The following is a 24,884-nucleotide window of genomic DNA, read 5'->3' as shown; positions in this document are numbered from 1 at the left end:
TTCCCTTGATATATTTAGATATAACACTTGTATATTCAGAATAAAAGTTTTATATTTGTTGTATTGAATGTTCTGTCTAATGCAAATATACGAAATAACTTGTATATATTATCCATTGTTCATGAACAGGCCTTTTGAGCCATATTTTAGCTCTTGTGATTATTTTCGATGGAAAGGATTGAAATTACAAATAAAGGCAGGTAAAAAGCTGTTAAGCGTTAAATATATTTTTGATAAGTTAACAAATGGAGTCTAGAAATAAGTGTGATAAGCCGGGCTCTCATGCGAAACAGAAACAAACAATAAATTTAAAAATTAGATTAAGATGAAAATTAAAAGTTTGATGTATGTCCTTATGGGGACAATGTTAGTTGTTGCTTGTACAGACAGCAGCAATGAAGAACGAATAGTGAATAATGGAGGGGGAGATGATTCTCCACAGTATGTTATTCCGGCAGGGTTTGATTTTGCAACTAGCCGTGCTGTTTCTGCTAAGGTCTATTCAAGTAAGCCTGTGGTGGTTGATTTGTATTGGGACTCAGAAAATCAAGAAAGAAGTTTGTTGGTGAGTGGTTTGCTTGTTGATGGAGAGAAAAATCTGGAGTTGAATGTGCCTATTCACTGTGCTAACATTTATTTGAAGTATTCTAATGGAACGGATAAAGCTGCATCATTTCCGATAAGTAATATGACTCGGAGTGGTGAAGCTGTAGCAATAACTGTACCTGAAGATGCAGTGGCGGTAACTAGTGAGGAAGATGATGGATGGTTTTTCTATCATAATACAGGCGTTGCTATGTTTGAAGACAATTGGCCGATTGAACCAGGTAAAGACAATGATTTGAACGATGTTGTTTTTGAGTACGATTTGAAAGTTACCGAATGTCAGGATGGAAAATGGCTTGAAGCTGGTCAGGGATACAAAGAAGGGTTGAAGTTGACTTTAGACATTCGTGCCAAAGGAGGTAGATTCCCGACTAAAATAGGTGTAGTATTAGGCGGCTTGGATAAAAAATATATAGAGACTGTTGCAACCCGTATTGTTTTGAAAGAAGGACAAGGAATGGAAACAGAACTTGCTTCTGGAGAAATGAAAGCAGAAATGCCTAAACGAGAACTCTTTGGTAAGTCGCAATTTTGTAAAGTGACGATAGATACGGAACACGGTAGCCCGGTTATCTTAATGGATGGTTTGAGTGATTTGGGTGATAATACTAATTTCTTTCAGACTACTAAAGGCTTTATAAATCCGGGACAAGGTATGTTACGTGCGGAAATTGTTTTGGGAGCTAAGGTCCGTACCGGTCTTGATACAGGTTTGGATCAGTTGCAGGCTTATCGTGCTCTTATTAATGATACTCACAATCAGAACTTCTTTATTGTGACAAATTCGGGTAAGGAAATTCACATGAAAGGCTATAAACCTTCTTATCTTTATACTAATTACGAAGCTGATTCAGCCGGTGAGATGATGGACGGTGTTCCATATTGTAATAAGAATGGTTTTGTTTGGGGAATTAAAGTCCCAGTCGGAGTAAAACATGCTTATGAAAAGGTGCTTTTTGATGACGCTTATCCTGAATTTCGTGCTTGGGTGACTAGCAATGGTGCTGAGAATAAGGATTGGTATTTGCATCCGGTGGGTGAAAAAGTTGTAGAAGCTTGGTAATACAATTTCCCAGTCAATACATTATTTGAGATATTTTGTACAATTTGAGCCCCTCTTTTTTCGAAAAGAGGGGTTTCTTTGTATTCGGAAGAATAATCTTTAAACTAATACCGTAATGACGAAGCGATTTTTTATAGGCTACAGTTTGATTACTTTTTTTTTCTTAAATAGTGTGGTGCTTTTGGCACAACACAAAGGTTCTTTTGTGCAGCAATGGAAAATAGAAGATGCATCCCATGCTTTGCAAATAATAGAACGTGCAGATACATTAGAATTGATAGTTCCAGACGGACTGACTATGTGGTATCGGCAACGATTGGCAGGCGATTATGAAATAAATTATCGTATTTGTATGGTGATGCAAGGTGGAAAGTATGACCGCTTGAGTGATCTGAACTGCTTCTGGGCTGCCAATGATCCTAAATACCCTGATGATCTTTTTGCCCGTAGTCAGTGGCGTGACGGCATCTTTAAAAACTACAATACATTAAACCTTTTCTACGTTGGATACGGAGGAAATGATAATTCAACGACCCGTTTCCGTCGATACAAAGGAGAATATTATGGAGTGGCAGATGACAAGGTGAAACCTTTATTGAAAGAATATACCGATGCCTCTCATTTACTCGTCCCCAATCAATGGTATGAGATTCGGATTCGAGTGGAAAAGGGAATCACAACTTATTCTGTGAATGATGAAGAGTTGTTCCGCTATACCCTTGCGGGTAGTGAAGGTGACGGACACTTCGGTTTACGTCTTTTGCAGAATCACGTACTCTTTACAGATTTTAGAGCGACTATACTTTGACTTATATACTGAAAACCTAATAAGACTATATTTCCATGATGAAACAACCTTTTACTAAATTTGGAGTGACAACTCTGTTTTCTCTTTTGTGTTCAGCATTCCTTCATGCGCAAGTTGTAACAGATGAACGGATGTTTTCTTTTGAAGAACCGCAAATACCGGATTGTATCACCGCTACCCATTCCCGCCTGTCGGTATCTGATCTGCATTATAAAGATGGAAAACATTCGTTGGAATGGACATTTGAACCGGGTGGTATATTGGAACTCAAGAAAGACCTGAAGTTTGAGAAGAAAGATCCGACCGGCAAGGATTTATATCTTTCGGCTTTTATTGTGTGGGTTTATAATGAAGTTCCCCAAGATGCGACCATTGAGTTTCAGTTTCTGAAAGACGGCAAACGATGCACATCTTTCCCTTTTGGTATTAATTTCAGTGGTTGGCGTGCCGCATGGGTTTGCTATGAACGTGATATGCAAGGCACACCGGAAGAAGGCATGAATGAACTCCGGATTATTGCTCCAAATTCAAAAGGAAGCCTTTTCATCGATCATTTGATTACGGCTACTAAAGTTGATGCACGTCAACAGACGGCCGATCTGCAAGTTCCTTTTGTCAATGCCGGGACCACCAACCATTGGCTGGTTGTCTATCAACACTCGCTTTTGAAACCGGATATTGAATTGACTCCTGTAGACGATAAGCAAAGAGCAGAAATGCAACTGTTGGAAAAGCGTTTTCGTGATATGATCTACACGAAAGGAAAAACGACTGATAAAGAAGTAGAAACCATCCGCAAGAAATATGATTTCTATCAGATAACTTACAAGAACGGCCAAGTATCGGGAGTACCTATTTACATGGTACGTGCTTCAGAAGCTTATGAACGGATCATACCAAACTGGGATAAAGGTATGCTGACTAAAATGGGAGTGGAAATGCGTGCTTATTTCGACCTGATGAAAAGAATTGCCGTTGCATATAATAATGCGGCAAATCCGGTGATTCGGGAAGAAATGAAGAAGAAGTTCTTAGCAATGTACGATCATATAACCGATCAGGGAGTAGCTTATGGTAGTTGTTGGGGAAACATCCATCATTATGGCTATAGTGTTCGCGGTCTGTACCTGGCATATTTTCTGATGAAAGATGTGCTTAGGGAAACCGGGCAACTTCAGGAAGCCGAACGGACATTACGCTGGTATGCGATTACTAACGAAGTATACCCTAAACCGGAAGTCAATGGAATTGATATGGACTCTTTCAATACACAGACCACAGGACGCATTGCCAGCATTTTAATGATGGAAGATACACCGGAAAAACTACAATATCTCCGGTCTTTCTCCCGTTGGATTGATTTTGGTTGCCGTCCTGCATTGGGATTATCCGGTTCGTTTAAAGTAGACGGAGGTGCTTTCCATCATCGAAATAACTATCCGGCTTATGCTGTGGGCGGACTCGATGGGGCAACCAATATGATTTATCTTTTCAGCCGGACGGAATTTGCTGTTTCCGAGTTAGCTCATGAAACAGTGAAAAATGTACTGTTGACCATGCGTTTCTATTGCAATAAGCTGAACTTCCCTCTTTCCATGTCCGGTCGTCATCCGGATGGAAAAGGTAAACTGGTTCCTATGCATTTTGCTATGATGGCTCTAGCCGGTTCTCCCGATGGAAAGGAGGAATATGATAGTGAAATGGCTTCTTCTTACCTCCGTCTGATTTCAGACCCAAGTATTGCAAATGACTCTCCCGAATATATGCCTAAGGTTTCAAATGCTGAAGAACGTAAGGTGGCAAAACTTCTTATAGAGAAAGGTTTCCGTCCGGAGCCGGACCCGCAGGGAAATATAGCGATGGGATATGGTTGCGTCTCTGTCCAACGTCGTAGTAACTGGTCGGCTGTGGCACGCGGACATTCCCGTTATCTATGGGCAGCAGAGCATTATCTGGGAGCAAATCTATACGGTCGTTACCTGGCACACGGCAGTTTGCAAATATTGACTGCTGCACCGGGACAGACAGTAACTCCCGCCACTAGCGGCTGGCAGCAGGAAGGTTTTGACTGGAACCGTATTCCGGGAGTGACATCTATTCATTTGCCATTGGAGCAATTGCAGGCTAAGGTGCTCAATGTGGATAGTTACTCTGGAATAGAAGAGATGCTTTACTCCGACGAGGCTTTTGCCGGTGGTTTGTCTCAACAGAAGATGAATGGTAATTTTGGAATGAAGTTACATGAGCATGATAAGTACAACGGATCACATCGGGCACGTAAATCTTACCATTTCATCGATGGAATGATTGTTTGTCTTGGTTCGGATATTGAAAATACAAATACGGAGTTCCCGACAGAAACGACTATCTTCCAATTGGCAGTTACTGATAAAGCAGGGCATGATTATTGGAAAAATTATCAAGGAGATAAGAAAGTATGGGTGGACCATTTGGGAACGGGTTATTATGTTCCAACTCCCATCCGGTTTGAGAAGAACTTTCCTCAATACTCGCGAATGCAAAATACAGGAAAGGAAACAAAGGGTGATTGGGTTTCTTTGGTTGTAGATCATGGAAAGGCACCGAAAAACGGAAGTTATGAATACGCTGTTCTGCCTCAGACGAATGAAACTCTGATGAAGAAATTTGCAAAGAAGCCCACTTATAAGGTATTACAGCAAGACCGGAATGCACATATTGTAGAGTCCGTTTCCGAACAGATCATTTCTTATGTGTTGTTTGAAACTCCTGAAACGACATTGCCGGGTGGTTTATTACAACGTGTGGATACTTCCTGTCTGGTTATGATTCATAAAGGATCTGCTGATAAGATTAAGTTGACGGTGGCACAACCGGATTTAGCTTTGTATCGCGGTCCAAGCGATGAAGCGTTTGATAAAGATGGGAAACGCATCGAACGTAGTATCTATTCACGACCATGGATTGAAAATGCCAGTAGTGAAATACCTGTGACTGTAACGATAAAAGGGCAATGGAATGTAGAAGAAACTCCGTTTTGCAAGGTGATTTCTTCTGATAAGAAGCAAACAGTTTTGCAGTTCAGTTGTAAAGATGGTGCTAGCTTTGAAGTGGAGTTAAGGAGATAAAAGTCAGACAATAGGAGATCATTTGCTTTTCCTGATAAGGGAACACTAGTTTCTCTTGGAGAAACCATAGTTTCCATGCCGTTGAAACTATTGTTTCTCGGTGCTGAAACTACAGTTTCCCAATGCTGAAACTTTAGTTTCCCGGTACGAAACCTTTGGTTTCAAGCCTTGAAACTAAAAGTTTCCCCACGAGAAACAAAGGTAATGCATTCATGAAATAAATAGGATTGCCTGGAGCTTCCAGAGTGAATACCTCCGCGTTGTGAAATGTAGTTTATCTGTTTCTGGTGACAGCATTATTGTTGTCACACTGCTGTCACCTATTGCTGTCACGGTGTTAATTGTTAATAATCAAACCGTTAAGCAGCAATCGGTGACAGGTGACAGATATATAATTAAAATAATTGTATAGAGAGGTTAGAACATAAACATGGCAACGGCAACAATACGGTTGTTACATACGGCATGGGTATCTTGAATTTTCCCATTGGACGTATTGAGCGAACCATACCATGCAGAGCTTAATGTATATTCCAACCCGAATTTCCAGTGGGGGACATTGTAGGTCAGTTCTGCTCCTGCCGTAACTAATTGGTTAAGGTCTGTTCCTGTTCCATAAAGTTTTGCATCATTTCCTTTGGGAGCATATAGTGCATCACTTGTTCCCAGATTCTTGGCATAGCCTACGAAGATTCCCGGCTTCCATTTCTGTCCGTAGACAACGTTGAACCAAGAGCTGGAGAAACGTATCGGAGTATATTCTTGTTCTCCCGTTTGTTCGTTGACAGACTTGATCCCGAATCCGCCCAAACCGGAAGCTTGTGTCAGATTGGATCCTAATACACTCTTCGCAGCGATGAACCAGTCTTTGTTGGTGTATTTCACATGAGCTTCGTATGAAAGAGTTGTGATGCGTTCGTCTACTTTGTATTTATCTGTATTTACTATAGACTCCGTACGTGGTTTCAATGATAACAACTCAATGCCTACGCCGGCCAGCAAACCGCCATTCTTATAATCAGCTCCGACATAAAATTCGGGAATACAGCTTTGCTTCAGATACTTATGTGTTTTCCCTTCCGGTCCTTGTGAAGTATATTGTGATTGCCACACTGCGGCTCCGGTAAGTTGGAAATTCTTGTTTGTATAGCGATAACGAATTTGTGGCGCACGGCTGAAGGGCTGAAACGGTGCTCCTACGGAGAGATTAAGAATCTGCGGAGACACATCTCCGAATAAGGGATGCCAGTTCTGTCCGAGTAATAAAGCTGATTTTCCCCAATCCAGATTCAAATAAGCATGACGAAGGCGAATGACCGAATAAGAAGTGCCTGTGCCGCGGAAGTCGACTTCTACTTTGGCAGATGTCTTGGCTGTTCCCAGTTTTGGACCGGCAACGTCTACTCCAAGGCGCGAATATAAAGTATAGAAGTTACTGTTGGGTGTTGAGTTCAAATCGTTCCCCTCCGGATCACGCACTTTGTCTTTTGGATACATATAAAACAATCCGTCTACGGTTTCTTCGTTAGCACGACTATTATAATAGAAGTCAGTACGAATCTGTCCATAGAATTTGAACTTGAAATCCTGCATTTGTGCGAAACTGCCTGATACGGTTATCAGACAAAGAAAGATTAGAATGTATTTTTTCATAATGTGCATGTTTGTAAACGGGCGCAAAATTACGTAAAATTACTGGTTATCAGTTCATCGTTGATTAAAAAAGGCAAGGATTGCCTGATTATATTTGTTGAGACTTGTGCTTTTATGAATTGCTTTCAGTAATTTTCTGTCTGCTTGCGGCATTAAATATTCCCAGAAAGTTTTCATTTTGTTCAGAAGTTGTTCGTCTCCTCCTTCCAACTGTTCTGCATATTGATTGTATACGCATTTGTGCATAGATTGCAATTTTTCTCTCATTTCATCGAACTCGAGTGCACGGTTTTGTCTATACTCCAAAGCTAATGCCGGGTTGGCAAGTAATCCCCGTCCTATCATCATTCCGGCTAGTCCGGGAAACTGTTCCTGAATGCGGTGAATATCTTCTACACTATTGATATCTCCATTATAGATGAGCGGATGCTTGCAGGCATTCTGAAAAGCCTCAAACGCTTTAAGGTCAACTTCTCCTTTGTATTGCTGTTTTCCCAAGCGGGGGTGCATAACCACTTGTCGCAAGGGTAGCTCATTGATAATCGGAGCCAGTTTCAGACATTCTTCCGGATCTTCCCAGCCCAACCTCATTTTGATGGAGAAACTTATTTGCGGATATTCTGTAATCAGGCTAAGTAACGCCTGAACTTCTTCGGGATAAGGAAGAATGCCGGAACCATTGTGGCGTTTAGCCAGCATAGGAAAAGGACATCCCATATTGATGTCGACTTCTTTATATCCCTTTTCAATGAATAGGGATAAGATTTTTTCTGCTTTTTCAAAAGAAGGGGCTATCAGTTGGGGAATCAGATGGGCTACCTGATTATTCCCGGGTTCGATTCCTCGCACATCTCTATGGCGGAATCCGCCTTTTTCGAGTCGTACAAATGGGGTATAATAAGTATCTATACCTCCGAAGCAGGCAGCATGAGCATTACGGTAAAACACTTCGGTGTAACCTTGTAATGGGGCAAAATGAATAGGAAGAGTCTTTGGCATTATTTTTATTTTTGTGCAAAGATACAGAAAAAGTAAAAGAGAGGAACCTCGCGGTCCCTCTCTTTCTGATGTTAAATTGATTAAAGTCTGATTTTTATAAACGTTTTCTATGATTGAAGGTTAGAAAAATTGGGGGATATATTTTTATTCTACAACGTTTATAGTCAGTTCACGTACTACTTGACCACCTTGATGGACGTAGTTTGCATTGTTGGCTACGAAAGTAGCGGTATATGTACCGGCCTCTTCATAGGTATGTGAGTATATCTCCAACGATTGCGAGATATTCTTGATAGCTACACCAGCGTCAGGATCGCAGGAACCGTTAAGGAGGATGGAATTGGAGATAAGCCAAGTATCTCCTTTTGTATACCCTGCTGCTCCGCCACTGGTTACGAAATCGCTTGGCTGGCTAATTCTCCAGAAATAAGGAATATTACCGTCTACAGTAGCATATGCTATTTTATCTGCATATTCTGCGCTTTTCATCTCTTCAAGTGTGAGGTTTTTATTTCCTAATGCTTCCTTCAATTTGGTAAGATGAGTGTTGTTTTTTGAAAGATCATCTAAATTGTAGGTTACATTTAAAGCCGAGAATTCGAAGTTCTTTGCATTAATTGTGGTTGATTTTCCATTGTTGAACTCCAGATTAAGCTGTAAGCCTTTAATATGTATTACAGGCATTGTGCTGCTATTATCAAGAGGGTTGAGGCGGAAAGCAATGCTGATTTCTTTACCCAAGTAAGATATTAAAGGACAAGAATAGTCTTTAGTATCTTTGGTTGCTTTAGGAAGCTCATCTTGGCTGACAAGTTCTGTCCATTCGCAATTAGTAACTGCTTCTTTGTCTTTTTCCACATTGTTGCCACTAATTCCTTCGAATTGATCGGATATTAATATGTGAGTAGAACCTTCGATGGTTTTCGCACTACCATAGTCATATACTACGGAGAAGTTGATTTCACATTTTTCTACGTCTTCCGGTTGCATTTCAATTCTGTTCCGGTGTTTGTATTCGTGCCCTATCTCACCGCTGAAGAAACTGATAAAATCAGGGTCACCATCGAAGCTGAACGTTACCGGGCTTCCTTTCTTTACAGTCACAGTTTTGCCATCGAAGCTTACATTGCTGTCTGTCACCACGCCAACTTCCATTGCTGTCTCTTCTTTCAATTCCTTGTCGCATGAAGCGAGACAGAGTCCGGCAAAAGCGATAGTCATCAAACTTTTATATATTGTCTTCATATCCTTTTTCTTTTTAAAGTTAATAAGAGATTTACCAACCCGGATTATTCGTTTTAATAGCACCGTTCGATCCTATTTCATTGGCAGGAATCGGGAAATAGTTGTAAGACTTCGGAATATTGAAGTAAGTGTATACATTGATTCCGAATTTCCAGGATTCGTCAGTCTGTGCCTTGTCCACTTGTTCCTGCATCAGTTTGTAATAGTCTCCCCAACGGATCAGGTCGAAACGTCGTGTATATTCGAAGCAGAGTTCCATAGCGCGTTCGTCTTTGATAGCTTTGCGGAAGTTCTCTTCATCCAGATTTGCTTGAAGCTTGCTGATTCCTGCACGTTCTCTTACTGCATTGATACACTCATAAGCAAGATCATTAGGACCATGGTTGACTTCATTTTCAGCTTCTGCAATCATCAGCAGAATGTCAGAGTAGCGGAGAAGAGGAAAGTTGATGGAAGTATCGTTCTTGCTCTTCTTGTCTGCTTCATATTCTCTACGATATTTGGCAGCAGCTCTGTTACGGTTCTTATTAGCATCATTCTTCGATTCGCGATCACCGTAAGTAGAACCTGGATCTGTTTTGCCATAGCTGAAGGATTGATCCCAATATTGTTGTTCCACTTCATCTCTTTTTCCTTTCACAAATTCACGACCGTCTACCGGAGTGCCTTCTCCTGCTGATTGGGTGTAGGTGAATGGAGCTATATTCCAGTTGCAACGGTCAATGTCACCGTTTGCTTCATACAATTCCAGTAGCTTAGGAGTATTCCAGATAAAAGCGTATGCATAACCCGGGTCACCTTTACCGGTGATGGAGGCTTTGGAAGAAAGGTCTTTTCCCTGAATACCGATGATATTACCAATTCTACCTTCTGCGCGTACATCCGTTGAACGGTTACCAGCAAATTCTACCTCCCAGATACTCTCATTAGCTTTGGCACCATCCTTATTGAGAGCTGTGTTATACTTGTCAGAACAAATGTCGATAAAGAAATCCCAATATTTGGCAGTCAGTGAATGACCTTCGTTTTTAACTAACTGCGCATAGTAACTTGCCTTCTTGAAATATTCTGTAATCTCGGCGCTGGTCGTACTGTTGGCCAAACCTACTTCCTTGTCACGTTTAGGCTCACCGGCTCTGAACATATACACACGTGCCAGCATTCCCCAAGCTGCCGATTTGGAAACACGTCCCGGCAAATAGTTCAACTCTTGAGCAGATTTAAGATCCTCGGCAGAACCATACATCTCTTTGATGATAAAGTCATAAATCGTCTGTTTGTCCGTACGTGGAATAGAGAGATTGTAAGCATCTTCTGTAGAAGTAGTCTTAAAAGGTACATCTCCCCAACATTCTACCAAAGTGAAATAATAGAATGCGCGTAAGAAGCGGGCTTCCGCTTTATACTGCTTGCGGGTATCATCGTTTATATCGGGCACTGCATCAATATTCTCCAGGAAAATATTGGCTCTGTTGATACCGGAGTATAAGGTATACCACAATGCTGCAACAGTCGGATCACTCGTATTGGCATTGTTGCAGATCAAGCCACTTTTGTTAGGTCCGCGGTTAGCCCCTCCATAGTGTCCCAGATCGTCACCTCCTACAAGGTATAAGAATTCATTTCCGTAGAAGGAACTTTGCCCCAGAATAGCATAGGTTCCTGTTAGCCAAGAGGCAGCATCCGCTTCATTCTTGAAGTAATTTTCAGGGGTAGTGTACGTCGGGTCTTTTTCCAGGAAATCGCAGGAAGTCAGGTTAAGTCCGACAAGAAGTGATATGATGATTATTTTTATTGTTTTCATATACATAATTGTTTGAAGGATGATTGATTAGAAACCTAAGTTTATACCAAAACTGATAGAGTAGGCTCTCGGATAAGCGGAGAAGTCCAGTCCCGGAGTCAGTGCGCCTTCACGGATAGATACTTCCGGATCGTAACCGGAATATCCTGTACATGTCCATAGATTCTGACCTGCAACGAATACACGCGCATTGTCTATCTTCCATTTCTTGGTCAGTTGCTTCGGCAGTGTATATCCTAAAGATACGGTTTTCAGACGAAGGAAAGAACCGTCTTCGATAATACGTGTAGAGAACACTTTGTTAGAGCCGGAGTCGGTAGCTCTCGGAATATTGCTTTCCGGGTTTTCCGGTGTCCAACGATTTGCGTAACTTGCGTATTGGTTCAAGTCGCGTGTCTTATTGCTGTTCTCGAAGAACAGGCGGTTGGCATTCAATACATCGTTTCCATACGACCATTGGAAGAAGATACTCAAGTCGAATCCTTTGTATTCGAAATTGTTGGTAAATCCACCTGTATGTTTCGGCATACCGTTACCGATCATAGTACGGTCGTTATCGTCGATAATGCCGTCACCATTCAAGTCTGCGTATTTCGGCATACCCGGTTGTGTATTGCTTTCGGAAGAGAAGTAAGGAACATTACGTTTCAGTGTATATGTATCGCCCACTTTATCAAAATCTTCATATTTGTATGTACCTTCATAGATGAATCCGTACATCATTCCCATCGGATAACCCACTTTGGCAATGTAGCTGTATTGTGAGTTGTAGTTCTGGTCAAATTTGGCTGCACTCAACAGAGAGGATTGGTTTTCGGCCAATTCCAATACTTTGTTCTTGTTGAATGCGATATTAAAGTTGGTAGTCCAAGAGAAATGGCGGTTCCTGATATTGGTCGTGTTCAAGGTAAATTCGACACCTTGGTTGCGTACCTTTCCTACATTCTTCATGGCACTGAAATAGCCGGAAGAAGTGGGAAGTGCAGTATTCAGCAACAAATCACGAGTCGTTTTACGATACCAGTCTACGGTTAGTCCGATACGTTCGTCCAGGAAGCCCAAGTCCAGACCCAGATTCCACTGCTCGGTCGTTTCCCATTTCAGTTTTCTGTTTCTTAAAGAAGTAGGCACTGTACCTACACTTGTCAGACTGTTTTCGAACGGATATACACCACTTGGTAGGCTACCGATCGAAATAAAATCTCCAACTTTATCTTTTAATATCTGATATAAAGCATATGTGTCATATTCACCTACGCGGTTGTTACCGGTTAATCCCCAGCTTGCTCTTAATTTACCGGAAGAAACAACAGATTTCAATGGTTTCATGAAATCCTCTTCCATGAATCCCCAAGCCAATGAACCGGAAGGGAAGTAACCGAAACGGTTATCACCACGGAACTTGGAAGAACCGTCGGAACGGAAAGAAACTGTTGCGTAATACAATGATTTATAGTTATAATTCAAACGTCCCAGGAAAGAAAGCATAGACCAGGAACTCTTTAATGATTTGGTTGTACTCGGAGTTCCTTCACTCATTCCTGCCATTCCGAGTGCTTCGTTTGGAATTTGCACTGTTTTGTATGAATAGTATTCATAGTCAGAATTTTGCAGGGTTACACCTACCATACTATTAAAGAAATGCTTCCGTTTGATATTGGTCTGATAGGTCAGAATGTTTTCGTTCAACCATGTTGCACGTTGAGAATGGTAGATTTCTGCATTTACCTTATCGGATGATTTCGGATTACCATAGCGGGTCTTCGAGTTGTTGAATGTTTCCCCTTTGCGGGTATCGAACGTGTAACCGCCGGAAACTTTCAACTTCAATCCTTTGATAAATTCATATTCTGCAAATCCGTTGAACTGGATATAGTTCGCGTACGTCTTACGATATTCGTTTTTCAAAGACATGATAGGGTTGAAACGATAGTCGTTGGTATTGTTTATCGCATCGTCCATAATATTGTCCATCAACGAGTTTAATGGTCTGTCCGGTTCTGTCACAGGGCGATATCCCCATACACTATAGAACAGGTTATTCATACCACTGTATGAGTTCTGAGAAGGAGAACCACCGGTGGTTGTAGTGCTTGAATAGTTGGTTGTCAGATAGATTTTCAGTTTCTTCTTTTGAATGGTAGTACCCATACGGCCTTGTATACGCTTGTAGTTTGATTCCAACAAGATACCGTCCTGGTCATAATAAGATAAAGAAGCGTTGTAACGAACTCCTTCCGAACCACCGGTCAGGCTGACATTGTGGCTTTGCATCCATGCGCTGCGGAAGATTTCATCCTGCCAGTTATATTGCGGGATATTCCTATAATCTTCCAGTCCCCATTTCTTGCCGTCATAATTCATGAAGTAGGTAGTTTCCATATCTTTTGGACTACGTTCCGCCTGTAGTTTGACGAACTCATAGGCATCCATCATCGGGATTGTTTTAGTGATATGCTGAATACCGAAACTTCCGTCGTATTTAATTTTAGGTTGTCCGATTGTACCTTTCTTGGTGGTAATCATCACAACGCCATTAGCGCCACGGGCACCGTAGATAGCGGTAGCAGAGGCGTCTTTCAGAAAATCAAGAGATTCTATATCATTCTGATTGATGGCTGCGGCTACGGAAGGGTCTTCCACCGGGAAACCGTCAATGACATAAAGAGGAGAGTTGTCCTGTGTCAATGAGTTGTTACCACGGATAACGATGTTCATCTGTCCGCCCGGCATACCTTCGCCCGAACTTACGTTGACACCGGCGATACGTCCGCCCAATGTCTCGCCGAAAGAAGCGGTCGGAGTGCTAAGCAGTTCTGCCATGCTGGCTTTGGCAACAGAACCCGTCAGGTCTCTCTTGCGTATTTCCTGATAGCCGACTACTACCACTTCATCCAATGTCTTTGTATCTTCCTTCAATGTGATAACCATTGGCTTTTGAGTGTCCGCCTTTATTTCTACAGTGACATAACCAATGAAAGAAATAACCAATATTGAATTCTTATTGGGTACGTTAAAAGCAAATTTACCATCAAGGTCAGTGATTGTTCCTTGTGAAGTACCTTGTACCTGAACACTGGCTCCCGGCACTCCTTCTCCTAAGTTGTCCTTCACTGTACCTTTAACAAGTACCTGTGCAAGTACAAAAGAAACAGAAAATAAGATCAGTCCGATGGAGGAGAGCATCCTTTTTCTAGTTTGAGTGGATAAATGTTTTTTCATATATTAAAAATTAAGTGATTTTATTGAATCTACGCTTGCAAAGATAGACGGATTGAATATTCTAATATGGATAGAATTATTCAAGATTGGTGCAAAATCATACAATTTTTCTGTTCTCATAAACTATTTCTCTTTTATGGATTCTAGTAATTCGGATAACTCTTTCACTATGTCGGGATGTTGTTTTGATACATTCGTTTTCTCCGATGGATCGGAGGATAAATCGTAAAGTTGAGGCTGTTTGTCGTTGCCTAACTCCATTTTCGTCCAATGTTCGATGGCGGGGCCGTCGCTCGGTTCGATGTATTTCCATTGACCTTTTATGATGGCAAGTGTGTTATTGAGATTCTGTTGAACGACATACTCACGGTTTGTATTATTTTTGCCGAGGAGAACGTTCAGATGTTCCTGACTGTCAGGGGCAGCTCCTTTGCGTAAAGGTTGGTCCAAAAGTGAGGCGAGCGATGCATACACATCTATTTGAGAGAAAAGAGCTTGTTGCTTGTTCGGCTTCACCCGGGCAGGCCAACGGACAATAAATGGAACGCGTGTACCCGCTTCGTAAGCACTGTATTTCCCGCCACGGTAGATCCCCATCGGAGTATGTCCGTTGAGAAGTTCGTAAGCATGGTCTTGATAGCCGTCGTCGATAACAGGGCCGTTGTCGCTGGTAAAGATAAGGATGGTGTTGTCTGCGATGTGGAGGCTGTCCAGTGTGTGCATGATTTCACCGATAGTCCAGTCCAGTTGCAGGATGACGTCGCCACGAGTGCCGAGTCCGCTTTTGCCTGCGAAACGTGGGTGGGGGATGCGCGGTACATGTACGTCTTGCGTACCCATATATAAGAAGAAGGGTTCTTCCTGATGGGATGCAATGAAATTCTTAGCCTTGTTGGTGATGATATCAGCTATGTCTTCATCTTTCCAAAGAGCGGATTTTCCTCCGGTCATCCAGCCGATACGGGGAATGCCGTTGATAATTGTATTGTTGTGTCCCTGGCTGGGTTTTAAAGTGACGAGCTCCGGGTTCTCTTCTCCCGTAGGCCAGTCGCCGACTTTGTGGTCGTAACTTACGGTGATAGGATCATTGGGGTCAAGTCCTACGACATGTCCGTTTTCTACAAATACACAAGGTACACGGTCTACGGTAGCCGGAATAATAAATTCGTAGTCAAAACCGATGCTTTGTGCATTAGGGGTAATCCGGTTGTTAAAGTCGGTTCCACCTTTCGGACCGAGTCCCAGATGCCATTTGCCTACTGCACCGGTTGCGTATCCTGCATCTTTCAGCATATCTGCCATGGTGACGCAGGTAGTGTCGATAATGAGTTCAGAGTTGCCGGGAGCGATTCCTGTGTTTTCTTGTCTCCAGGGGTACATACCTGTCAGGAGTCCGAAACGGGAAGGAGTGCTGGTGGCGGAAGTTGCATAAGCATTGGTAAATTGTACTCCTTGTCCTGCCAGCCGGTCGATGTTGGGGGTACTCACTTTCGTTGCTCCATAACAGCTTAAATCACCAATGCCGAGATCATCTGCAAATATATAAATAATGTTAGGCTTTTGGTTATTCTGCCCATTGCTCTTTTGGGGTGCTTGATTGCATCCTGACAGCGTGACGATGCCGGACAACAGGGGAAGTAGACGCGAAACGTTTTTCATAATGCTGAATGTTTTAGGAAATAATGTAATGAACACAAAGATAAGCGATTGGAAGAAAAAGAATGAGTAGGAATGTACAAGTGAAGTACAAAATAGTACACTTAAGAAGTTACCTTCTTTATTCGGGCGAAGATGTCCGGACTAAGAAACCGTTTATATCATAAATTTAGGCACGGATCACACGGATTAACGCTGTTGTTTTCGTAACCATACTATTTTCCGCCACGCCAATTTTATCGGCTGTCTTTCAGCCGATAAAATAAAAATGCCCGTAAGAAAATATTTTTGTTTTAACATTCCGGTTTATAGAAACATGGCAGAAGAGCCTTCTTGTCGCAGTCCTTACCATGAAGAATACATTCAAACAAGTGTTTCAGGTAATTCTGAGGGTCTATGCCGTTCAACTTACAGCTTTCTATCAGAGAGAAGGTGAATGCAGAGTTTTCTGCCGCATCCTCACTGCCAACGTTCATACAGTTCTTGAGCAGCAGCTTTACAGGTTTCATCCTTTGCTCACAGAGGTTGTTCGAGATTTCTGCTGAACCGTCCTTGAGGATATTTCTCAAGGATTTCCACTGGTTTATCGTATAGTTCACGGCCTTTCTCATCAGTTCGTTAGCCATAATCTTCGCATCCTGCATCATAATGACCACCTTATGATGGATACGTTCAAGAATCGGTCCTGTTAGCTTAAGCCTTCTTTCCTTAATCTGCTCACCGCTGAGTTTCATCATACGGAACAGGTCTTCATTTCTGAACATCTCACCGATAGGATCTATTATGTCCATCGCTGTTCTGTCTGAAGGCAGGGCATCAACCCACAACCTTCTACAATGCGTCCAGCATCCTATATGAAGCACCTTTGAGTCGTCTCCGTCAAACATCCTGTAAACCGTATATCCGTCAGTGGATATGGTTCCCATAAAATATTCCAGGAATGATTTTGCCGCATCGGACGACCTGCTGCCGTTATTATAGTGATAATAGACCATCTTAATATGCTTGGCAAAGAAAGCCCATAAGTACTTTCTCCTGTAAGCCTTACCTTCCTTTGTTTCCACTCCAACAAGCTCAGTAGTCTCATCAACCATAAGGTAATTAGCTCTCTGTACAAACTCCTTGAAGACATCTTCCATGAACTCCCTTAGTTTGGCGATTCCGTTATGGATATAGCTGTTCAGCGTGGTATTGCTTATGTGGATACCCTCTCTTGCAAGCAGTCTTATCTGTCTGTTCTCAGGCATGCTGAAGTCATATTTCAGACAAAGCAGACGGGCAAGCAGTTCAGGAGAGAAGATACCTCCAAGGTTTTTCAGCGGATGTTCCATGGTGCTTGTGAAAGTGCCGTCCGCAAGCTTTACCCTTGCCACCTTGTAAACATGCTCCACGTTATAAGCCCTTACATGTTCTATGACCCTGTATTCCCACACATCAGGCATACCGTTGCGGTTCATAAACCGTCCCCCTTCTGGAAGCGTGTAATACTCGTCCACTTCATGTACTACCACCTTGTCAACTTTCAATTTTGTTTTCCCGGCACGTGGTGCGGTTTCCTTTCTCCTTGAAGGTTTGCTGTTCTGGGCAGGTATGTTGCCGGAAGAGGTATTGCTGCCGGTTTCGTTATCATCGGTCTTATTATTATCATCCTTCCTGTCAGAACCGTCATACTCGGATTGTTCCAGAGCGGACTTGTCGAGATTACGGTTGTTCAACAGCCTTCTTTGCTCGGAAGTACGGCCGAAACGGTGTTTCCTGCTGTCCTCAAGCTGAAGTCTGAGATTGGAGATCTCGTTTGCCAGCATCCTGTTCACCTCATCCTTTGCTTCAAGCTGCTTTCTCATAAGTTCCATTTCTTTCCTGTAATGTTCAACCGTGGTTGACTGCTTTTCGATGGTATCTTTGAGATCATTGATGGTATCTATCAGATTTTTAGAGTTCTCCCTGTTGGATTCTTCAATAGACTCAAGCCTCGCAATCAATTCTTTATTCTGTTTGCGAAGACCTGCCTTTTCCTCATTCGCCAGACCCAGCTGGCAGCAAAGTAACTCGTATGCTCTTTCATCAATCATGATATAAAGGTACGAAAAATCAGGCACTTACGCAAACTTTTTACCGTTTATTTTTTATACTATCCTGTTGATAATCAGTATGTTAATATTAGCCTTTCGGACTAACGTACATCTTGTCAACTACAATGCTTTCCGTAAGATAAGCCATGTCCGACCACTGTATCCGGTAGCACCTGGAGACTTCATCAAATACAGGTTTCTTGAATTTGCCCATAACAGGACGTTTTTCGTAAAGCACATAAAAACCGCGTTCGTAATGAAGTATCTTCACAACCTTTCGGTTCCGGGACATGAACATATATACATTGGACGCATCGCTCGGGTCAAGGGACATTTCTTCCCTTATACTCTCACACAGACGGAAAATGCCTTTCCGCAAATCAACATTACCGTTAAACAGGTAATAGTTAAGGTTAGCACTCAGTCCAAGCATATCATCCTATCATTTTATTAAGCAACAGGCTCAAATCAAGAACGGTGGTGTTTCTCAGGAACAGTGTTGCGCCAGACGCCAGCTGTAACTTGATCCATTTTATTGGTGGTTCACCTTCAGGATGTTTCACGTCCAACTTCACAGTTGGACTATTGCATGGTTTCCCGGTTATCTGGACTTTGGCAACCTTGGGCTGCTCAACCTGGACTGTCTTGCCTAACTTCTCACTCCACAACTGGTGACGCTGCCAGTTCATGAACTTGTCGTAATTTACACCATAATCAGCACAGAACTCTCGAAGATCTTTGGTCTCGCTGCATAACTGGTAGAGGTCATATACCTCCTGATAGTTTACTTTTTCTTTTGCCATAATCATTCTTGTTAAAGGTTACGGCGCAAAGATATGGCGGCTAACAACTTATGTCAAGGCGGAAAATAGAATGGTTACGTTGTTTTCATACTCATCGTTTTTTAATCCGTGAAATCCGTGTGATCCGTGCCTAATAATATAAGATTATTTTGCAAGAGTGCTTGTATAGTTACCTGCTAATCTGTTTCTTCTCCGTCTCCTTCTTCTTCGCTCTCTTCTCCTTTACGATAAGCCAGCGGACTGACGTGATAAATCTCCTTGAAACATTTACTGAAATAGCGGGAGGAGGAGAACCCAATCCGGTCAGAGATCTCCGTGATATTCAGCTCCGGGTTATTCCTTAACATGACAGCGCCTTTTTTGAGACGTATGCTTAGGATGAAATCATTCGGGGTCTGGCCTGTAACTGCTTTCAGTTTAGTGAATAGGTTCGTACGTGCCATACCCATTTCGCGGGCGAAGATATTAACGTTGAAATCCGTATTGTCCAGATGGCGTTCGATAATGGCCATCGCGCGGTCGAGCATCTCCTTATCCATCGGGTTGGTAGCCAACATTTGGGCAAAAGCCTGTGGTTGTTTGCTGAACTTCTCTTGCAATAGCCGGCGGGAGTTAACCAGGTTATTGCAGCGGGAAATCAGAAGATTGGTATTAAACGGTTTCGTGATATAATCATCCGCACCAATCTTCAAACCTTCGATATTGTGCTCTATAGCAGTACGTGCGGTTAATAATACCACCGGAATATGGCAAGTGTTAAAGTCCGTCTTGATCTGTTTGCAAAGTTCCGTACCCGACATGCGTGGCATTACGACATCACTTAAAATGATGCTCGGCATATCCTTCTGTATCATTTCTAATGCTTCTACTCCGTCGGAAGCCGTACTGACTTGATAGAATGTTTCGAAAATACCGACTAACATCTGCTTGATAGATTCATTGTCTTCCACTATCAGCATTTTGGCGTCTTCGATGCGCTTGTTATCTTCTTCTTTCCATTCCGAATCAGGGATTATTTCTACTGAAGGAACAATAGTCTCTGTTTGCTGGATGGTTTCCGTATCATCTTTCGCTATTTGCTCTTCTGTGAAGTGTTCCTTGCCTAGTTTGAGGGTGATAATGAAACTGCTTCCTTTGCCCGGTTCGCTTTCTACCCGGATTGTGCCGTGATGAAGTTCCACAATACCTTTTGTCAGTGCCAGTCCGATGCCTGTACCGGCTCCGGTATTCAGCGAGTTGAGATGTTCGGTCTGATAGAAACGGTCGAATATCTTATCAATTTCGGCAGCGGAGATACCTGTCCCGGTATCTTTTATTTCAATGATGACATGGTCTTTCTCCTGCGATACATTAATCGAAATTGTATCTTCGGCCTTGGTATGCTTCACTGCATTAGACAGCAGGTTGTTTATTACTTTCTGCATCTGCTTTTGGTCATACCATACTTCAATGTCATCCTTCTGTTTGTTGAACTTGAAGTTGATTTGTTTACTGCTCGCATATTCGAGGAAGAGCAGATAATTCTCATACAGGAAGTTAACCAGATTGTGCTGGCTAACTTTGATCTTCATGTGACCCTGTTCCTGTTTACGGAAATCAAGTAGTTCCGTAATCAGTTCCCGTAATTGGAGACTGTTCTTGTAGATTCCCAATACCTTATTATATATATTAGGCGTAAATGTCTGCACCTGCAACAAAGTTTCCACTTGTCCCACGATCAGCGTTAACGGTGTGCGGAATTCGTGCGAGATGTTAGTGAAGAAACGGAGTTTCGACTGGTTCAATGCTTCGAGGTCTTCAATATGCTTCTTTTCGTACTTCAAAGACTCACGGAGTTTGATGCGCGAATTATAGTTCTGAATAAGATACCATAACAGGCTGATAGTGACAATGGTATAAATCAGGTAAGCCCACCATGTCTCATACCATGAAGGGAGTACGATAATCAGCAGTCTGGCCTCTTTTATTCCTTCCCTCTGTGATTTGATGACAAGGGTATATTTACCCGGATTCAGGTTTGTATAAGTAATCAGCGTTTGCTTCCGGTAAGTATGGTTCCATTCGTCTGAGAAACCCTCCAGGCGATAGAGAATTTCATCTCTGTTGGCAGGGATGAAGTTGGAAGTGGCATATTCGATGCTAAACATCGATTGATTCGCTTTCAGACTGATTTCCGGAGTATGACAGATCGACTGTTCCAGGATGCCGCTTTCATCTCCCGGAACTACTTCTTTTCCGTTGACAAACAGGCGGGAAAGAATGATATTATATGATTTGGGAGTGAAATGTAATTTTTTCTCCCAGAAAGAAATCATTCCCTGAATACCGCCAAGGAATACTTCTCCGTCATGTGTCACAAATAGTGCGTTTTCATTGACGGCAGTCAACGGGAATCCGTTTTCCGTACCGTAATTATAGAATTTCTTGCTTGGATAGTCGAACTGTGAGAAGCCTTGATTGGTAATCAGCAATAAGTCACCTTTCTGTATGGACGATTCGCATACTTCGTAGATACAGTCACTGGATAGACCATCTGTCTGTACATCGAAGTTTTCAAAGTCATCACTTGCCTTACGGTAACGGTCGAGACCGCTTCCGGAGGTGCAGAACCATAGATTACCGTTACTGTCCTGCATGATACTGTTGATATTATTGTTGCTAAGACTGTTCGGATTAGCGGGATTGTGCGGATAATTAGTAAGTTTACCGCTGTCGAACCGGTAAGAATAAACACCCTCTCCGGTAGCCGCAATCCACAATGTACCGTCTTTATCAATGCAAAGACTGGCTACCATGCCAATACCTCGTCCTTCTTTAGTCTCTTTGAAGAGTTGTTGGCAAGTGCCTGTTGCCGGATTGAAAAGACAAACACCGTTTTGTGTGGCGACAACCAGCTTGTCCTTATAAGGTACAATGTCTCGGACGATATCCGAAGGTAGTGAGGTTGGGTCTCCGGCTTTCATCCGGTAGACTGTGAAACGGTTGGTACGCAGGTCGAGTTTGTTCAATCCTCCCAAGTGTGTACCTATCCACATGATTTCATTAGTCCGGTCGTAGTAGATTGCTTTGACATTGTTATGGGAAATGCTATTTTTGCCCTCTTCGTGGGGATACCACCGATAGGTGTTGTTTTTCCGGTCGTACACATTCACGCCACCGCCTTCAGTACAAATCCATAAGTTTCCGTCTTTATCTTCAGTCATTCTGCCAACAATCGGGCTACTTAAACCTTCTTTTTCTGTATCTCCCGTCTTGTAGCGGGTATAGATTTCATATTCCGGATTGAAATAGTTGACTCCTCCGAAATAAGTGCCCAGCCAAATTGTTCCTTGTTCATCTTTGACGATGCACCAGATAGAGGAGTGGGTGAGACCGTCGGGTTTGTTCGCGTTGGCAGTGTAAAGTTGGAATTTGCCTGTGCTCTTTTCATAGCGATTTAACCCGTGAAAGGTTCCTATCCATAAGTTGCCTGCGTTGTCCTCGCTACAACTTCTTACGAAGTTGGAGCAAAGGCTGTTCGGGTTTCCGGGTTCGTGGTGGAGGTTTTCGATGCTTCCGTCTTTCTTTACGTGGTAAAGTCCTTCTTCCCAACTGCCTATCCATAATTCTTTGGAAGAATCTTCGTAGATGCTGGCAATATTACCTCTTGTGACAGGTTGGGAAATTTTCTTATCGTCGGACAGGCAGTAAAGTCCGTTACTGGTAGTTCCCATCCACAGATTTTTCTTTTCGTCCAAGTGGAGGCAGGAGAGGGTGATATCTTTTCCGGCAAGATGATAGTAGAGATCGAAGTTTCCCGTACTTTCATTATATACAAATACTTCTTCTCTTTTCCCGATATATAATTTCTCATTGAAATAAATAGCATCCACATTGCCTTGCAGCAACGTTTTGAATCTTTGTGTGGTCAGATCGAATTCTGCCACCCCGTCCGTACAGAGCAGGTATACCTTTCCGTTTTTGTTTCCGGTGATGCGCAGCACTGTATTGCTGAACAAGCTGTTCGGATCGTTTTTATTAAGTTTGAAACTTTTGATATCGTTACCGTTATACCGGTTCAGTCCTTCACGAGTGCCGATCCATATAATTCCCCGTTCATCAATATAAAGGCTATTGACAGAAAATTGGGAGAGTCCGTCGTCCGTGGTCAAGTGGCTAAAAGTGATGTTTTGACCTTGTGTGCGGACTCCAGCTACGCTTAAAAATAGCAGAAATAAAAGAATTACTTTTCTCACTAATTTATTTTTTAAGGTGTTTACATCTATGCAAATATATTGTTTTTATTCGATTTCTGTGAACCTTATTAGAAGAAAGTAACTATATTTGTATCATTCAAACGAAAGATATATGAAAGTAAAGAAAATTAGTGCGGCTAACGTGGAGGCTTGTTCGCTTCCTAAACTATTCGATGAAGAAAAAATAGATTTTCAGTCGATTCAGTGTGTCAATTGGGCTGAATATCCTTACAAACCTAAAGTGAATTTTCGAATTGCTCACACACAGAACTCGATTTTGCTACATTTTAAAGTGAAAGAGGAGAGTGTACGTGCCAAGTATGGAGAAGATAACGGTTCTGTATGGACTGACTCCTGCGTGGAATTCTTTTCCATACCTGCAGGCGACGGGATCTATTATAATATAGAATGCAATTGCATCGGAACTATTCTGGTGGGTGCCGGACCTGTGCGTAACAACCGCGAACATGCACCGAAAGAGGTGACTGCTCTTGTACAACGCTGGTCTAGTCTGGGTAATCAGCCTTTTGCTGAACGCATCGGTGAAACGGACTGGGAAGTGGCCCTTATTATTCCGTATTCTGTGTTCTTTAAGCACCAGATTGATTCGCTCGACGGAAAGGAGATAAAAGCTAATTTCTATAAATGTGGCGATGAATTGCAGACCCCTCATTTCCTTTCATGGAATCCGATACAGATTGAACAGCCGGATTTCCACCGCCCTGATTTCTTCGGAACGTTGGAGTTTGAATAGTGAATTGAATCTTTGAATTTGAAGATAAAAAAGAAGGTTGATACTTTTTCAAGTATCAACCTTCTTTATATGGACTCACTTTATTTATTTCACAATCCCTCTTTCCGAGTTCTTCACGAAATCTACAATATTCTCGATCTCCTCACTCATAGGAACCTGATCGATGATCTTCTGTACAGCATCCTGAACGCTAAAATTACCCTGATAAATCAAACGGTATGCGTTGGCGATGTGACGGAGGACTCTTTCCGATGTATTGCGATGTTGCGAGAGAACCACAGCATTTACACCGTGATATGCCACCGGATTTCCTGACATGATAACGTATGGAGGCACATCCTTAGATATACGGCATCCACTTTGTACCAGTGTCCAGCTACCTATATGACAATATTGGTGTAAGGTGACATTGCCACTTAGGATAGCGCAGTCATCCAGCATACACTCTCCTGCAATGGTAGTACCTATGCCTACTACACAGTTATTGCTGATTTGTACATCATGGCAAAGGTGTACCTTATCCATTAGGTAGTTTCCATTTCCGATTTTGGTAGCATTGCCGGCAAATGTAGCGCGGCTGATTACCACATTCTCACGAATATCGTTGTTATCTCCAATAATCAGGCTACTTTCTTCTCCTGTGTAGTGGAAATCTTGCGGTTCCGCTCCGAGGACGGCATTCTGATGTACCTTATTTCCTTTTCCCATTTTAGTACCTTGCAAGATACTAGCGTAAGACATGATGACGCAGTCATCTCCGATCTCTACATTCTTTTCGATGTAGGCAAAAGGCAGAACAGTTACATTCTTGCCTAGCTTTGCTTCGGGATCTACGTAAGCTAACGGACTAATCATAA

Annotated in this window: 15 protein-coding genes; 4 read left to right on the top strand and 11 right to left on the bottom strand. The window is 42.4% G+C overall.

Annotated features, from left to right (window positions below; genetic code table 11):
- Positions 1-325 precede the first annotated feature (325 nt).
- The 3 genes from CJF29_RS22955 to CJF29_RS22945 all read left to right on the top strand — a co-directional run bounded on the left by CJF29_RS22955 (position 326) and on the right by CJF29_RS22945 (position 5,584).
- Positions 326-1,669: an LruC domain-containing protein gene (locus CJF29_RS22955; protein ID WP_099147525.1), complete on the top strand. Its 1,344-nt coding sequence runs from the start codon at positions 326-328 to the stop codon at positions 1,667-1,669.
- 115 nt (positions 1,670-1,784) lie between these two features.
- Positions 1,785-2,477 (top strand): DUF6250 domain-containing protein, encoded by a 693-nt coding sequence (locus tag CJF29_RS22950; RefSeq protein WP_099147526.1) that lies wholly within the window; start codon positions 1,785-1,787, stop codon positions 2,475-2,477.
- A 35-nt stretch (positions 2,478-2,512) separates the two neighbouring features.
- Positions 2,513-5,584: a chondroitinase family polysaccharide lyase gene (locus tag CJF29_RS22945; protein ID WP_099147527.1), complete on the top strand. Its 3,072-nt coding sequence runs from the start codon at positions 2,513-2,515 to the stop codon at positions 5,582-5,584.
- A 417-nt stretch (positions 5,585-6,001) separates the two neighbouring features.
- On the opposite strand, the gene CJF29_RS22940 is transcribed toward CJF29_RS22945, so the two are convergent.
- The 10 genes from CJF29_RS22940 to CJF29_RS22895 form a co-directional block, all read right to left on the bottom strand.
- On the bottom strand, positions 6,002-7,237 hold the full coding sequence (locus CJF29_RS22940; RefSeq protein ID WP_032844415.1) for a DcaP family trimeric outer membrane transporter: 1,236 nt from the start codon (positions 7,235-7,237) through the stop codon (positions 6,002-6,004).
- Positions 7,238-7,291: 54 nt separating this feature from the next.
- On the bottom strand, positions 7,292-8,236 hold the full coding sequence (locus CJF29_RS22935) for a tRNA-dihydrouridine synthase family protein (RefSeq protein WP_099147528.1): 945 nt from the start codon (positions 8,234-8,236) through the stop codon (positions 7,292-7,294).
- Between the two features lie 144 nt (positions 8,237-8,380).
- Positions 8,381-9,481, bottom strand: a complete 1,101-nt coding sequence (locus tag CJF29_RS22930) for a DUF5017 domain-containing protein (RefSeq protein WP_099147529.1) — start codon at positions 9,479-9,481, stop codon at positions 8,381-8,383.
- A gap of 31 nt (positions 9,482-9,512) precedes the next feature.
- A complete protein-coding gene (locus tag CJF29_RS22925) occupies positions 9,513-11,285 on the bottom strand; it encodes a RagB/SusD family nutrient uptake outer membrane protein (protein ID WP_099147532.1) in 1,773 nt (590 codons plus the stop codon).
- A gap of 27 nt (positions 11,286-11,312) precedes the next feature.
- On the bottom strand, positions 11,313-14,471 hold the full coding sequence (locus tag CJF29_RS22920) for a SusC/RagA family TonB-linked outer membrane protein (protein ID WP_099147530.1): 3,159 nt from the start codon (positions 14,469-14,471) through the stop codon (positions 11,313-11,315).
- 159 nt (positions 14,472-14,630) lie between these two features.
- Positions 14,631-16,166, bottom strand: a complete 1,536-nt coding sequence (locus CJF29_RS22915; protein WP_099147531.1) for a sulfatase-like hydrolase/transferase — start codon at positions 16,164-16,166, stop codon at positions 14,631-14,633.
- 290 nt (positions 16,167-16,456) lie between these two features.
- Positions 16,457-18,235: an IS66 family transposase gene (tnpC, locus tag CJF29_RS22910; protein WP_004300191.1), complete on the bottom strand. Its 1,779-nt coding sequence runs from the start codon at positions 18,233-18,235 to the stop codon at positions 16,457-16,459.
- Positions 18,236-18,323: 88 nt separating this feature from the next.
- Positions 18,324-18,668 (bottom strand): IS66 family insertion sequence element accessory protein TnpB, encoded by a 345-nt coding sequence (tnpB, locus tag CJF29_RS22905; protein ID WP_004297053.1) that lies wholly within the window; start codon positions 18,666-18,668, stop codon positions 18,324-18,326.
- Between the two features lies 1 nt (position 18,669).
- A complete protein-coding gene (locus CJF29_RS22900; protein WP_170834904.1) occupies positions 18,670-19,038 on the bottom strand; it encodes a hypothetical protein in 369 nt (122 codons plus the stop codon).
- Positions 19,039-19,214: 176 nt separating this feature from the next.
- Positions 19,215-23,273 carry a two-component regulator propeller domain-containing protein gene (locus CJF29_RS22895; RefSeq protein WP_099147478.1) on the bottom strand — a complete coding sequence of 1,353 codons (4,059 nt, stop codon included), beginning with the start codon at positions 23,271-23,273 and terminating at the stop codon, positions 19,215-19,217.
- A gap of 112 nt (positions 23,274-23,385) precedes the next feature.
- Between CJF29_RS22895 and CJF29_RS22890 the strand changes: the two genes are divergently transcribed.
- Positions 23,386-24,027, top strand: coding sequence for a carbohydrate-binding family 9-like protein (locus tag CJF29_RS22890; protein WP_099147479.1), 642 nt, complete (start codon positions 23,386-23,388; stop codon positions 24,025-24,027).
- 84 nt (positions 24,028-24,111) lie between these two features.
- Here CJF29_RS22890 and lpxA read toward each other — a convergent pair whose 3' ends face one another.
- Positions 24,112-24,882 (bottom strand): acyl-ACP--UDP-N-acetylglucosamine O-acyltransferase, encoded by a 771-nt coding sequence (gene lpxA / locus CJF29_RS22885; RefSeq protein WP_099147480.1) that lies wholly within the window; start codon positions 24,880-24,882, stop codon positions 24,112-24,114.
- Positions 24,883-24,884 lie beyond the last annotated feature (2 nt).

This window comes from Bacteroides celer (assembly GCF_002632415.2).
Lineage (GTDB): Bacteria > Bacteroidota > Bacteroidia > Bacteroidales > Bacteroidaceae > Bacteroides.
Note: the sequence above shows the minus strand (reverse complement) of the source record. Positions and strands in the feature narration are given on the sequence as shown.